Here is a 13,737-nt window from a genome sequence, read left to right on the forward strand (position 1 = left end):
CTAGTGGGCGCTCACGGCTCGTCCGCCCATGGGAAAACGGCCTCTGCTTGTGAGAACAGACGCAGACGTGTGTTAGAACAGCCCTGACTTACCGGTCGCCAGCTTCTCAATGAGATTGCCGCCGACAACGAACACGGCGATGCCTAGTCCGCACCAAAGCGCAAGCCGCCTTCTGCGTCGATAGGCGAGCCCAGGGGCGAGCGGCACTCCGACGATCACCAGCACGGCAGCCACAAAGTCGAGCATCAAAAGCGGCATCGCCCCCTCCTTGATCGGCGCCAGGCTCAAGAGTATAATCCAGAACATGGAGGAGTGGATCGAGCCACCCGTCCGGGCGGTCCATCGTCAAAGATTTGGCACTCTGAATCTTTTGGATAATACACCAAATGATTCTCGGCGTCGCGGTGCACCGAGCCCATATATCGCCATTGGCCCGCAATCTTGAATTCCTCCTTCAGGATTTCAGCACCGGCCATTAGGGGAGAACCCGACTGATCGAATGTAATAACTAGAGGAGTCTCGCCATAATCAGCCGCAATAATCCGTCGGCTTGGCGAACGGTATAAGCTGACATGCCGGCCGTCTTGGCCAGTATTAAGGTCGGTAGTGAAGCTACCATTCTCATTTCTAGCGATGGTGCGGAATGTGCCACTTGAGCGATGTTGAAAGGTTAGTACCAGACCATCTTGGAATCGGACTGTTTGTTCCATCCACGTCCACTCGCAGGCGGTCGCTAGAAGGCGGATTGAAGCCGAAGCAAGGGCGCGAGTCGCAGTAGCTCGAAACATGCCGTACGCTGGCATTTCTGAGTTACCCTCTCAAGGCGCGGGGATCGGCTTCCTAATCATGAACGATCGTCGGTTTTCGGTTCGCTCTGCGAACGGGTAAGCGTCTAGCTATGGGCGGAAGCGTCCAATCCGGCCAGTACCTAATCAGCGCGTTGCCCCAACTCACGCTAGGTCAGATCTCGCTTGGGAAACGTCTCGTCGGCGAAGGCACCTCCGTTCGCAAGGCGGCCAGGGTGCTCAAAACGCCATTACTTGACGATCTATCGGGCGCTCGATCGACCAGAATAGCTGGCAGACAAACCCCGTCGGTCGGTGGGCCGGGGTCGATCGGCTCGCCATTGCGGGCCGCGCCGTTTTCCTCCAGCTTCTGGCCATGCCGGATCGCCAAATGGTCGCTATCGCAACCGCGCTTTCGATGTTCGGGTCACCTCCTGCCACCCTCCCGGCCGGCGTGACTGAGGCGATGGAGGCGAGGGGCGCTTCTTCGGCGTTGCGGCCGGCCCCCAACCAACTCGCTCCATGGACGACCGCGCTACGCGACCGGCAGCCCGACGACGCATTCGCCTCCGTCTATCGAGTCGGGCCGCATCGCCTGGTGTTCATCGGGGCACAGCACGAAAACCAGAGCAAAAGTCGGACCTTCCGATTGATCGAAGACGCTTATGCCAAGATCAAATTTGACACTGTGATTGCGGAGGGCTTCCCGACCTCTTGGGGCGCAAACTCCGCCCGCATCTTCGCCTACGTGGCCCAGAACGGCTGGCGCGGCGACGGGTTCGTGGAGGGGGGCGAAACCGTGCCTACAGTGCTGGGCGCTCGCCGACAGGGCGCAGTCTTGATTGGCGGCGAGGCCGACGACCCGGACCTCGAACGGCCGATCTACGCTCAGGGCTTCTCCGGCCAGGATTTGCTCGGCTTCTACGTGCTGCGGGCAATCCCCCAGTGGATCGGCGAGCGCAAGATTAGCAATGCCGGTGATCCCCGCCTGGTGTCGTTGGTTCAAGCTTCCCTGGACTACAACCGCGCGATGCTGGGCCTGCCGGCAAGCGTTCTCCCGCGCTTCTCCGATTGGGCGGCCTGGTACCGCGAGAAGAACGGAAAGCCGATCGATACGACCTTTGACACTGAGGAGGTCGGGCCGCTTGCCGACGGGCGACACGGCACCAACAGGATTGCGTCAGCCGTTTCGAGGGCGCGAGACGCTTATCTGCACAATCTGATCATCGCGCACCTCAACAGGGGCGAAAGCGTCCTGGTGGTGTTCGGTGGAAGCCACCTCATGATTCACCGCCCCGCGCTCGACCAAGTCCTCGGGCGGCCCTGCTACGCCGGAACCGATCTGAAGCAGGCTCAGGAAGCATGCCTCTGAAGCGGTGGCGTTATGTTCCAACCAGCACTATTCGTTTCCAAATTTTGAGGTCACCCCAGTAAGCCGTGCGTCTGGACCCTGAATCTTTGGCATTTCAGGTACGTCCGTGACGACCGGCCCGAATGGCCGTAATTGGCAGGATTGCAGGCCGTCCGCTTTGGCCGCAGGATCTCGGAAACCTAAGTGAACTCTACTACCTCGGCTAATTCCTAGGATGAACCATCATGAGTGTAAACTTCTATGTTGCGTTGCCGGCTGCGACTTGGCCGACAGCGGTCGCTATCGAGAAATGCCTAGCCGATAGTTCCTATCCGTTGAGAATCAAGCGTTTTCCTGTATTAAACGGCAACCGCGTCGTGAGAGAGGGTATTCTAACGTCAATCGACGGAGAAGATGCTTATCTTCAAGGCCAGATCGCCATCGCCTCATCCATTGCGGAAGATGTTAACAGCATAAACGGTCGTTTGATTGCCGCTGGGTCTCCAGAAAGGATAAAGTCGACCGATGTTGTCGCTTCGTTCAACGTTGCCTCCCCTGCCGAGATGCGTGCGACGAGTTATGTCGTCTCTGCATTGATTGTCTGCTTTAAAGGGTTCGGCTATGAGCCACAGGGCTATACAAGTGGACGTAACGACTTTGCCCAGTCGCTCTATCAGGTTCCGAAGCTCTGTAGGGTCGTTAAAGCAAGCAGTCTGAACAGACCGCTCACAATTTGCATGCGCGCGATTGGGCGCTAACGGACGTACTCGCCCAGGCCGCGTGCCACGAGTTCCTCGTGGGAGAGGCGAAGGCCGCGCTTCAGCTTCGGCGTGCACAGCCGGCGTCGGTCGACTTGCCCGTGGCCGGGGCGGGGGGTGCGAACACCCCGACGGACCGGGAGCTGCGCGCCGGCTCATTGTTGTTGCGCTTGGGATGATGCGGCGCCGCTGCCTGGATAGCCTGAGCCATGGCGAGGGCGGCACCCAGGTGCTTGTTGTCGACGATGGCGGCCTGGTTCACCTGCCGCATCTTGTCGAACACGCGGTAGGGCAGCACGCGCTCGCCGTGGCGGATCTCGATTCGACCGTCCGGGTACTCGCAGACGTGGACGCGCTTGCGCGCCAGCGAGCGGGTGAGGGGCGTCGGCTCGAGAATGAACATGGCTTCGTTGAAGTGCAGCGCCAGTGACGCGGTCACCGTCCGCTCCTCACGCCACACCATTTCGGCCTCGACGTTCTCGTGCGCGGCCAGCGGGCGGTGGACGTCGCGCGGGTCCGCTGGAGCGCAGGCGAAGCGGGCATTGTGCCTGGCGACATAGGAGGGGAGAAAGGCATTGGCGTCGTCGATGGACGAGATGCCCGCCAGCCGCATCGCCTTGACCAGACGGTCCTGCAACGTGCCGTTTGCGCGCTCGACGCGGCCCTTGGCCTGCGGCGAGTTGGCGCAGATGATCTCGACCCCGAGCTTGTCGAGCGCCCGGCCGAGATGCGTCATGCCGTCGCTGTCGGCGGTCGCATTGTTGTTCCGGAAAACGCTGTGCTTGTCCGAATAGAAGGCCACCGGCTTGCCGTGGCACTCGAGGTAGCTGCGGGTCGCGCGCATGTAGGAGAAAGCGCTCTCGCTCTCCGCCATCTCCAGATGCATCAGCTCGCTGGTGGCATCGTCGATGTAGACCAGCAGCGTGCAGCGCCGGCCGCGGCCCTCGAACCAGTCGTGGTCCGACCCGTCGACCTGCACCAGCTCGCCGCGACACTCGCGCCGATAGCGCGACTGGTGAAGCCGGGCTTTCTTCGCAACCTTGGCCTTCCACACGCCGGCCGCCATGAGCATCTGCCGCAGCGTCTCGCGCGATAGCGTGATGCCATGCTGCTCAGCCAGGTACTCACACGCCAGCGTCGGACCGAAGTCGGCGTAGCGCTCGCGCACGATGCCAACCACCTGGTCGCGGAAAGCGTCGCTGAATCGCCTGTTGCTAGGCCGCCCGCGCTTGCGGGACACGAGACCGGCCGCGCCATCTCGTCGGAGGCGCTTGAGCGGGCGGTACAGCTGGCTGCGCTGCAGCAATCGCGTCGCGGATCGCACGACTGTCGTGCTGAAGCCGGTGTTCGAGCCGGAGCAAGACATCGACAACGACCGGCAGTCGCTCCCTCGCAGCCGGATTTGAAGCAGGCGCCATAAACCCGGTTGCGACGAGCGCAACCGTGTCCGTTTGCTCGATGCATATCCCACGCGTGAGGACCTCGAGGGGCAGTGCGTGGGTGACTACAAGACGGCTGGCGAGATCCGCCAGCCGTTCAAGCTGGTTCGCCGGTGCAATCGGTCGAGGCAATGATAGATTATTGTTTCATTCGATTTGGTTGGATTGCGACATCTTCCACCCAGCGAAAGCTTTAACTCGCCCTCACTCGCGGGCATCTTCAGGGAGCTGAGCACGCCCAACCTGTGCTGTGGTCGCACCGTTGAGAAAGGCGCAGGGGTGGGCGGCCCGGTCGGGCAGGTAACCTCGCTGAGCCGCCACGAGCTCAAGCGTTCGGCGTGATGTTCTGCCAAGCGGCGTTGAAGCCCTGCCACTCGTCGCACCATGCTTGGTGCGCGGTATCGGTAAGATCGGCGTCGACGGCGCCCCAGCCCGACGGGCCATGTCGGCGCGCGAGCAGGCAGATGTGGACGTGCGGCGCGGCGTCGCTGAGCTCATCGCCTGGCGCATGAGCGATAATGACGCTGCTCAGGCGTCTGCGACGCGCGATCTGCATGGCGGTGAACGCGGTTGCGGCGTCGAACAGATCGTGCAGCGGCTGGTCGAAGGCGCAGCGAAGCGTCAGCACGGCTGCGAGCAGCCTCTGGTGCGGACGCACCGCAGCGTCATAGTCGTCGAGCAGGTGCGTGAGGGGCGCATCGGGCGCGCCGGCAGCGAGGATAACGCGGTGGTCGCGCGCCGTTGTTGCGACCCCGCAGGAGGTCGTACGCGCGCTGGCGTCGGGACGCACCGGCGCGAGCTTCGAGCGGATAAGCTGCCCGGCGGCATTCGGCTTGTTCTTGGCGCGCTGGCGCAGCAGTGCGTAGCCCAACGCTTCGCACTCGGCAGCCCGCACGTCGTAGAGCGCGTCCATCACCTCGCTCGGGCTCAGCCACGAGGTGGCGTCGGGCGTCTTGGTCTTCATGTCATCTTCCATCGTCAGGGGCGGGCGCGTGGCTGCTCGCGCGGGCGCTGCTGATTTCACCAACTGGCACAGCCGAACGGCTGCCGCTCTTCCCCTGATCTCCGGCACGGCCGGCGACGCCCGGCCACGGCGATCAGTCGCCGCGCGTCCTGCCGTGCTGCCGTTGCTCGTACAGGCGGCGCAAAGCCTCGGCCTCCTCGTCCACGTCCGTGGAGGAGGGGGCGACGACGGTTGAGCTTGGCGCTGTGTCCTGCTCTTCCTTGCGGCGCCGACGTCTGAGGGCTTCCTGCTGCGCGAACAGCTCAGCGAGCCGGCGCTGCCACTCGCCGGCAAAATCGGCCCGGGTCAGCGCCTCGCGCTGCTCATGCGACAGGCCAGCCAGATTGATCGTGTATGACGCGCCGGTGCGCTCGACCTCGAAGCCGTCTCTCCGCAATTGCCTCCAGCCGTCGTCACGAAGCGCCACGATGCGGCGTTGCAGCTCATGTTGGAGCGTCGCCGCCACACTTGCTTTGTCTGGCCGGGCAGGCGGCGGTTCGGTCGCGGGCTGGTGCTGAACGGGGAGTTGCGCGCGCGCAACTCGCTCGGCGGCGAGCGCATCGCGGACGATGTCGGGCACCCGAGCACCACGATCCTGCGGGAGAGACCAGGTCGCTTCGCGACCGCGCAGTGATGCAAGCCGGCGAGCTCGGCCACCTTCCGACCAGCGTTGGACCGTACCGAGCAGGCTCATCACGCGGTCGTTGATCGCGCGCAGTTCGCGCAGCCAGCTGAGCTCCGCCTGCGCCTTCTTGATCCCCTCGACGCGACGCTCGTGATGCTTCTGCCCTGGTGTGGCTTTGGCTTGTCGAGCGGTCACAGGTGCGAGCCCACGAGCGGCGCGACTCTGTGCGGTAAAACGTCGTGCATGGCCGGCCGCTTCCATTGCCGCGTTCATCTCTTTCGCGACATGCGCGCGAAAAGCGCCGATGAAGCTCCCGTCATTCAGATCGGCTGCGGTCGACGCGGCGAGGTCGAAGCTGCCATCACCGCGCGCACGGCAGGGTCGCAGGCTCACCGCGATATGGGCGTGGTGGTTGCGCTGGTCGCCGTCGCGATCCGGGCGATGCAGCACGCCTGCGAAGGCGAGACCGTGCTCGCCGAGAAGCGCGCAGATGCGCTCCAGCAGCGCCACGCGCTCGGTGGCTGTCAACTCGTGAGGCAGGCTGACGACGATGGTGGTGTAGACGTGCGCGTCCGCGATGCCGGCGGTGACCTCGAGTTCCTCCAGCGCGGCAACAGGCCGGCGATGACATCTGGATCGGTCGAGATGTTGGAGACGATGCCGCCGTCGACGAGCTCGCGCGCATCGTCCCGCATGATGTAACGGATCATACGCACCGCCTCGCCCGGCCGGTACACCTGGCCGCGGTCCTTGCGCCGATCGCCGAGCCCGCGGCTGCGGAACTTGAGGTGAAAGGACGAGAAGCCGTCACGCGCCACATAGGAGCGACCCGGGAAGGTGAGGCCGGAAATCGTCTCGATGTAGCGGCTCCGCGTCGTGCCTTTCCGCCGCCCCGAGAGCGGTGTCGGCCGGCAGGTGAGCGAGAAGCTCGAGCGCTCCTGCTCGCGTATGCTGCGCCTGATCGCGGCGCCGGTGGCGCGCTGGTCTGCCTCAGCCTTGCGCCGTTCGTGCTCCAGGCGAGACCGCTTCTTGCGGTCGGCGCGGGCGAGCGCCAGCGCCTCGATCAGGTCACGCGGTGTCGCTTCCTTGCCGCGCACCTGCCACGTGGCTCGCTTCATCGATGCCTCCTCCTCAAGGAAGAGTTATGGGGCTCACACATCCTGACGCGCGCCGCGCAGATCAGGATACGTTATCGCGCGCCCCATAACTTTTCTGGTCTGTGGCTAAAAAGAAGGGCGAGTTGCGCATGCGCAACTCGCCCGGTTGATCAGATCGTGCTCGGTGCTCGCGCCGCGGCGATCCAGCGGTGTATCGCCGCGATAAGCGTGTCGAGGTCGACATCGCCCGCTTTGGTGAGGTCGATCTTGATGCGACCGCTCTTCGCACGCGAGATCGTGCCCACCGCTGCATCCCCTACCATGAGGTCTACGGCCGCTGACTGGCGGCGACCGCCATTCAGCGCCGTGCGCAACTGGCGGAAGAGCGTCGCCGCGGGCACGACCTCGCTGTTGTTGACGAGCCGTGCGAGGCGCCTTGCGGTCGTGGGATCCTCAGTGTCCGAGAAGTCGCTGGAGAAGCCGACGTGCTGGGCAAACCACTCCGCCTGTCGCTGGCTTACCTGATTGTGGATCGTGATCTTGTCGTTGATGCATTCAACCGTTCGGGCGACATCTAAAGCGCGCTTGACGGTGCTCTTGTGCACTTTGCACACGCGAGCGACCTCGGCCTCTGACCCGAGCGCCGCTACCGCACGTTGGTAGAAGAGGCCGCGCTGCAAGCTGCTGACGGCAGGGCCACCTTCCATCTCTGCAGTAGCGAAGCGATATGGGTCTTCCGCGCTCATGACGTGGAGGTCAACGATGACTTCCACAATTGCCTCGGTGTGAAGCTCTTGGTGCACGCGAGCTGCGGCGAGGATGTGCAGGCCGGCGACCGCCTCGAGGACACCATCCGGCAGCTGGCGAGCGATGATGGCGGCGCGCTGACCGCACTCGGCGAAGATTTCGACCTCGCGTGCGAGGTCGACCGGGTCCATGTCCTTCGCAAGGACCGGCGCCTCTGGCCACTCCTGAACCATCGATACTGGGACCTTGGCAAAGCGCTTCGGCTTGGTCGTGATGCTTACGGAGGGGGAGTTGCCGTGAATGCGAAGAGCGGGCAGGCAGCGTAGGTGGCGCTGTCGTCACGCGCGAGGTCGGTGAGTTGGTCGTCAACGTCGGTCATCTACATTCTCCTTTATGGAGCTATCGATGTACCGACATCGGCGCTGGGGTTTGGGGGGGCTAAGTGGCTGCAGGATCGGCGTCGTGATCAAGGCTCGACCGCGAGAAAATGCTGGGAGTGCTGGCGGGCTGCCCGTCCATGTAAGGCATGGCCTGCGAATGACGCGAGATAGCGAGCTTCGCTCGCGACAATCTCTAAGATGTCTGAAGCGGCTGGGATCGGCCGTTTTGCTGTAGCAGCACTCGCGGCCTGCGGAGAAGGTGCCCGCGGCGCACCGGACTTGGTGCAGAGCCAGCGCCGCGAGCGAAGCGTTCGTCGCAGGAGGCAGTTGGGAGATCAAGAGGGCTTGGTCCTGTCTCCGTGAAGAGACCTCAGGGGCAACAACCTCGAGTTGGGAAGCTGGGCCGACTAGGCATGGTCGGACCTGGACGAGCCAACCGGCTGCGCCGGTGGACCTCGCGAAAAGATGCCGATGCAACCTCCTCTATGCCGCAGACATCAACGAGGCTTAACCGAGAGCTCCCGACCGGAGGTGATCCGGATTGTAAGGCTTCGCTCTTCCGGGTTGTCCGGCGTACCGGTAAACAGGAACACGCGGCACCATGCGGAGATGACGAGCGCCGACGCGCCGCAGGTCGCGCTAGGAGCATAGTCGATGAGCACCGCCGCAAAGGCGGTCGGAGCGGGCGGCCAAGCTATACAACAACTAACGGTGACGCTCGCACTTGGGGTGCTTACCGTGCTTGCCACTGCGGTTGGCTGGTTGGTCGTCCACCATCTGACCGTGACGCGTGATCGCGAAGCACGCGTATCGGCGAGTCAGGCCGCCGACCGGGTACGCCGTCTAGAGATCCTGCTGAAGGAGGCCGAGGCCCAGATCTCGCAATTCTACGGTCCGGTCCACGGCCTTATTCACCAGATCTGGGCAACGTGGGACGTAAAGCAGCGCTTCAAGGGTGTTCTGGCCCCCGATGCGTACGCGCAGGTCGAGCAATATTTGGGCGAGCGTTACTTCGGTGCGTACCACGAGCGCATCCGAGCGTTGATGCGCGACAACATGCACCTGATCGAGGGGGCGACGATGCCCGACAGTTTCTACAATTATATCGAACACTCGATGATGGAGCATATCCAAATCGGCTTGTGGACAGAACGGCAGGTCGACACATCCGCAGTAGCGGGTATCCCTTGGGACAACGCATTCGCACAGGATGTGGAGAGGGGGCTGCGCGACGCGATCCGCCGTCACGACGAGATTGTGGAGGAATTGCGGCGCGACCCCGCATCACTCGTGCCACGCTGACCAGTCTTCGAGCGCGACTCGACGACAGATCCCGGCGGAGTCTCCAGCTGCAAGGCAAGGCTGTTGAAGAAAGCCCGCCTTCGCTCGCGCGAGTTCGCGACGGCATATTTGTTCCAGAAGCAGCCTAGCTACGTGGAGCACGCATCCGGCCGCGATGTGGCTGACAGGGTGAACCCGTCGGGACGCTACCGTCAAGTCGCCCAAGTCGCCACACGATCGAATGGGACTCTTCCGCATCACATCTGAGATCGCGTTTGAACAATTGTCCAATGATTTGAGTGCCCTTCTTCGTCCTCTGTGGGGCACCACCTCGGATCGTTCGGCGCCGCCGCCCGACCTGTCAGTCGGCAACCGATCTTCCCGCCACCAGATTCGAGGGCGTTCCAACGCGCCGCTCCCGTCGAACGATCGCGCGCGGACGCGGACCGTCCAGGCAATCCGATGCGGCAGGCGCCTCAGTCCGTGCCCTCGACGTAGCTGCCGCGGTCGCCCTCGATCCGATGCACGACGTTGCGCCCGTGCGACGCCGCTGCCGCTACCTTACGCGCCGAGGTCGAGGCGGTGTGAAGCACGCGGGTGCGGCCGTGCACCAGCAGATTGTAGCTGACGAACCACAGCCCCGCCGAGACCAGCAGCGCGACGCCGAAGACGATGCGCTTGCGGCGCCGCTGCCGCCCGCCGTGGGTCAGCGCGCGCGCCCCGCACCAGGCGCAGCGATGGACGGTGGTGCCGGGGCGCAGCGTCGGTTGGCTCTGCCAGCGGTGCAGGCCGAGGGTACACAGGATACTCATGGGGACGAGACTTATGCCGCACCGGCCCGGCACGGCAACGCCGCGGCGCGCGGCGTCGCCCCATAACGCTACGCCCCGCCGGCGCGCGCCGTGGCGAGATGGTGGAGCACGATCCCCGAGGTGGTGGCGACGTTGAGCGAGTCGAAGCCCTGCGCCATCGCGATCCGCAGCGTGCGCGCCCGCGCCATCAGCGCCGGCGCCAGCCCAGGTCCCTCGGCGCCGAGCAGCACCGCACTGCGCGGCGCGGGTCGCCACGCCGGCAGCGCGGTCGCGCCCGCTGGGCTGAGCGCGACCGCCTCGAGGCCGAACCGCGCCAGCAGCGCGAGCGCGTCCTCGTCGCGCCCGAGCCGCGCGAACGGCACCGTCAACGCGGCGCCGACCGAGACGCGGATGGCCTTGCGATAGAGCGGGTCGCAGCAGTCGGGGTCGAGCAGCACCGCGCCCGTGCCGAAAGCCGCGGCGTTGCGGAAGATCCCGCCCATGTTGTCGTGGTTGGCGATGCCGCTCAGCAGCAGCACGTCGCGTGGCGGCGTCGCGCCGCCCAGCAGCGCGTCGGCGGACAGGTCCGCGGCGCGCTGCCCGATCGCGAGCACGCCGCGGTGGAGCGGGAAGCCGGCGACCGCGTCGAGCACGCGTGGCGCGGCGAGATAGACCGGCGTGTCCTCGGGCAACCGCGCCAGGAGCGGCGCCAGCACCGCGGCGCGCTTGTCGGCGATCAGCAGCGAGGTAGCGCGATGGGTCGCGCTCTCCACCAGCTTCTCGAGCACGACGGTGCCTTCCGCGACGAAGAGGCCGCGTCGCCCGACGAGGTCACGCTCGCGGATGTCGCGATAGGGCTCGACGCGCGGGTCGGCAGGGTCGACGATCGGGATCAACTGGGGCACGGCGGTGCCGTATAGCATCGGACGCGCCGTGCCACCCAGGCCGGCAGCATGGCGGAGCGACGGCGGATGAGTGACGATCACGCGCGCGGGCAGCGCGACGGCCTCCGGCTCGCGCTCGCCCTCCTCGCGGCGGAGGAGGAGAAATGGGCCGCGCTGCTGGGCGAGAGCCGCTCCGGGCGGACCAACCAGGTGCGCGCCGTGCGCCACAAGACGCTCCAGGTGGCGCAGCGCCGCGTCCGGACCGCGCTCAACCGGCTGACCCCGCGGCAGGGCGAGACCATCGACGCGGAGCTCGCCGCCGCGCTCGACACGATCGGCTTGTGAGGAGCGAGGTGCGGCGCAGACGAGGCTTGTGAGGGTCGACGTCCGCGCCGCCGATGCCGGACCGTGCTCCCGCGCAGGCGGGACCCCAGACCGGCGCGCGGTATGGTAGGCGGCCCCGGACACCGGCGTTCGCCGGCGCACGCTGGCGGTTCAGGCGAGGATCGAGCGGACTCCGACCCAGGCGGGCTCTTCGCTGCCACGGCGCGCCTCTTCTGTAGCGCCAGATCGGCTGGCCGGGCGCCCGCGATCTGCCTTCTCTCCTAGCGCAACATGGTGTCCCGCCCGTGACCGCTCAGCGGCGGCGCGTGCCGCGGCCGCGAGTCATCGGATCGGGGCGGGGCGGGGGAGTCCAGCCGGGCGGCGGCGTGACACGCTGCTGGCTCGTGCCCAGCCCCATCGCGCCGGGGCGCTGGCGTTCCAGCCCGCTGAGGTCGGCGGCGGCCGCGTCTTCCGCGCTCGCGCCGCCGCGCAGCAGGGTGATCCGATCGCGCAACCGGCGCGCCTCCTCGAAGTCGAGCGCGGCGGCGGCGGCCTCCATCGCGGCGTGCAGCTCGGCGATCGTCTCGCTCATGTCCGGATCACAGCCCCTTCCGCGTCAGGCGCGCGTCGGCGAGATCGAGCTCGCGGCCGAGCTGCTCCGCCAGCGTCAGCCCGATCTCGCGGCGGCGGCCCAGCTCGAAGAGCGCCTGGCGCTCGGCGCGCACTGCCGCGAGGCGGAGCTCGCGCTCGATCTCCTTGTCCTGCGAGCGCTCGTCGCGCGCGCCGCTGTCCTCGTCGAGGTGGGCGATACGATCGCGATACTGCGCCATCAGCCGGGCGGCGACGTCGGTGTAGCGATCGGCGTCGCCGCGGTCCTGCGCCATGGCGTGCTGGACCCGCTCGATCGCGGCGATCGCCGCCTCGGCGGTGACGACGCGGGCGCGGTCGCGCTCGCCCGCGGCGCCTTCCTCGGGGGGGAAGGTCAGCCCGCGCAGCAGCAGCGGCAGCCCGCCCGCGGCGATCGCGAGCGACGCGAGGATCACGCCCGAGGCGAGCAGGATGACGAGGTCGCGCGCGGGGAAGTCGGCGCCGCTCGGCAGCGCCAGCGGCAGCGTCAGCGCACCCGCCAGCGTGATCGCGCCGCGCGCGCCCGCCACCGACATGGCCGCGATCACGCGCCGCGGCGGACTGCCCTTGGGACCGTCGCCGCGCTGTTTGGCGCGATAGAGCGTCAGTTGCAGCGCGACCCACACCCAGCAGTAGCGCAGCGCGGCGAGCACCGCGACGATCGCGGCGACATAGCCGAGCAGCCACCCGAGGCTGTCGTGCCCCGTGCCCGCCACGGCGGCGCGCGCGCCGGCGAACAGCGCGGGCAACTGCTCGCCGAGCAGCACGAAGATCACGCCGTTGAGCGTGAACTGCAGCATGTCCCATACCGCGCGGCGGCGGATCCGCGTCGCCGCGCTCACCGCGACGCCGCTGCCGACGAAGGTCATCGCGATGCCCGCGGCGGCGGCGGCGAGCACGCCCGAGGCGTGGACATGCTCGGCGGCGAGATAGGCGCCGAACGGGATCAGCAGGCTGACGAGGATGTTCGAGCCCGCGTCGTCGCCGCCGGTGCGGCGCGCTACCAGCGACTTGCCGCCGATCGCCAGCCAGGTCACGCCGGCGCCGATCGCGACCCCGGCGAGCGCCATCCAGGCGAAGGTGCCGAGCGCCTCGCCGAGCGAGAAGGTGCCGCTGAGCGCGGCGGCGATGGCGAAGCGCAGGCAGACCAGCCCCGAGGCGTCGTTGAGCAGCGACTCGCCCTCGAGGATGTGCATCATGCGCTTGGGGATCGGCACCTTCTGCGCGATCGCGCCGACCGCGATCGGGTCGGTCGGCGACACCACCGCGGCGAGCGCGAAGGCGACCGCCAGCGGCATCGCCGGGATCAGCCAGTGGACGAAGAAGCCGAGCCCCAGCACGGTGAGGAACACCAGACCGAGCGCGAGCCCGAGCACCGCGCCGCGGTCGCGGAGCAGCTCGTCCTTGGGGATGCGCCAGCCGTCGAGGAACAGCAGCGGCGGGACCAGCAGCAGGAAGAACAGCTCGGGATCGAGCTCCACGCGGATGCCGGCGAAGGCACCGATCAGCGCGCCGAGCGCGATCTGGACCAGCGGGCGGGGGAGAGCGGAGGGCAGAAGTCGCGAGACGGTGCCGCTGACGACCACCGCCAGCAACAGGAACAGGCACAGGGTGACGACTTCCAAGATCCGGTTCTCCCGCTGAT

At 66.4% G+C, this 13,737-nt stretch carries 14 protein-coding genes; 4 read left to right on the plus strand and 10 right to left on the minus strand.

Translation table 11 applies throughout. The features are described 5' to 3' along the window. Window positions 1-72: 72 nt before the first annotated feature. Window positions 73-306: a hypothetical protein gene (locus FHY05_RS03270; protein WP_183942999.1), complete on the minus strand. Its 234-nt coding sequence runs from the start codon at window positions 304-306 to the stop codon at window positions 73-75. An 855-nt stretch (window positions 307-1,161) separates the two neighbouring features. On the opposite strand from FHY05_RS03270, the gene FHY05_RS03275 reads away from it, so the two are divergent. Together FHY05_RS03275 and FHY05_RS03280 are read left to right on the plus strand one after the other, a co-directional pair. Further along, entirely contained in the window at window positions 1,162-2,157 is a 996-nt protein-coding gene (locus tag FHY05_RS03275) for a hypothetical protein (protein WP_183943000.1), read from the plus strand. Window positions 2,158-2,381: 224 nt separating this feature from the next. After that, window positions 2,382-2,894: a hypothetical protein gene (locus FHY05_RS03280; protein WP_183943001.1), complete on the plus strand. Its 513-nt coding sequence runs from the start codon at window positions 2,382-2,384 to the stop codon at window positions 2,892-2,894. A 61-nt stretch (window positions 2,895-2,955) separates the two neighbouring features. On the opposite strand, the gene FHY05_RS03285 is transcribed toward FHY05_RS03280, so the two are convergent. From FHY05_RS03285 to FHY05_RS03305, 5 genes are all read right to left on the minus strand, one after another. Further along, window positions 2,956-4,365 (minus strand): ISNCY family transposase, encoded by a 1,410-nt coding sequence (locus tag FHY05_RS03285; RefSeq protein WP_311732359.1) that lies wholly within the window; start codon window positions 4,363-4,365, stop codon window positions 2,956-2,958. Between the two features lie 293 nt (window positions 4,366-4,658). Next, window positions 4,659-5,297 carry a hypothetical protein gene (locus FHY05_RS03290; RefSeq protein ID WP_183943002.1) on the minus strand — a complete coding sequence of 213 codons (639 nt, stop codon included), beginning with the start codon at window positions 5,295-5,297 and terminating at the stop codon, window positions 4,659-4,661. Window positions 5,298-5,430: 133 nt separating this feature from the next. Beyond that, window positions 5,431-6,489: a hypothetical protein gene (locus FHY05_RS03295; protein ID WP_260181166.1), complete on the minus strand. Its 1,059-nt coding sequence runs from the start codon at window positions 6,487-6,489 to the stop codon at window positions 5,431-5,433. After that, window positions 6,486-7,079, minus strand: coding sequence for a hypothetical protein (locus FHY05_RS03300; RefSeq protein ID WP_183943003.1), 594 nt, complete (start codon window positions 7,077-7,079; stop codon window positions 6,486-6,488). Before FHY05_RS03300 ends, FHY05_RS03295 begins: the two co-directional genes overlap by 4 nt. A gap of 149 nt (window positions 7,080-7,228) precedes the next feature. Next, window positions 7,229-7,996, minus strand: coding sequence for a hypothetical protein (locus tag FHY05_RS03305; protein ID WP_183943004.1), 768 nt, complete (start codon window positions 7,994-7,996; stop codon window positions 7,229-7,231). A gap of 843 nt (window positions 7,997-8,839) precedes the next feature. Between FHY05_RS03305 and FHY05_RS03310 the strand changes: the two genes are divergently transcribed. Further along, window positions 8,840-9,487, plus strand: a complete 648-nt coding sequence (locus tag FHY05_RS03310) for a hypothetical protein (RefSeq protein ID WP_183943005.1) — start codon at window positions 8,840-8,842, stop codon at window positions 9,485-9,487. Between the two features lie 455 nt (window positions 9,488-9,942). On the opposite strand, the gene FHY05_RS03315 is transcribed toward FHY05_RS03310, so the two are convergent. Beyond that, window positions 9,943-10,278 (minus strand): hypothetical protein, encoded by a 336-nt coding sequence (locus tag FHY05_RS03315; RefSeq protein ID WP_183943006.1) that lies wholly within the window; start codon window positions 10,276-10,278, stop codon window positions 9,943-9,945. Between the two features lie 68 nt (window positions 10,279-10,346). After that, window positions 10,347-11,162 (minus strand): RNA methyltransferase, encoded by an 816-nt coding sequence (locus FHY05_RS03320; protein ID WP_183943007.1) that lies wholly within the window; start codon window positions 11,160-11,162, stop codon window positions 10,347-10,349. A 66-nt stretch (window positions 11,163-11,228) separates the two neighbouring features. On the opposite strand from FHY05_RS03320, the gene FHY05_RS03325 reads away from it, so the two are divergent. Next, window positions 11,229-11,486, plus strand: a complete 258-nt coding sequence (locus FHY05_RS03325; RefSeq protein WP_183943008.1) for a hypothetical protein — start codon at window positions 11,229-11,231, stop codon at window positions 11,484-11,486. A gap of 292 nt (window positions 11,487-11,778) precedes the next feature. Here the strand turns inward: FHY05_RS03325 and FHY05_RS03330 are convergent, their stop codons facing one another. After that, window positions 11,779-12,057: a UvrB/UvrC motif-containing protein gene (locus FHY05_RS03330; protein ID WP_183943009.1), complete on the minus strand. Its 279-nt coding sequence runs from the start codon at window positions 12,055-12,057 to the stop codon at window positions 11,779-11,781. A gap of 7 nt (window positions 12,058-12,064) precedes the next feature. Then, window positions 12,065-13,717, minus strand: a complete 1,653-nt coding sequence (locus FHY05_RS03335; protein ID WP_183943010.1) for a Na+/H+ antiporter — start codon at window positions 13,715-13,717, stop codon at window positions 12,065-12,067. Window positions 13,718-13,737 lie beyond the last annotated feature (20 nt).

The organism is Sphingomonas sp. BK580 (assembly GCF_014194975.1).
Taxonomy (GTDB): domain Bacteria; phylum Pseudomonadota; class Alphaproteobacteria; order Sphingomonadales; family Sphingomonadaceae; genus Sphingomonas.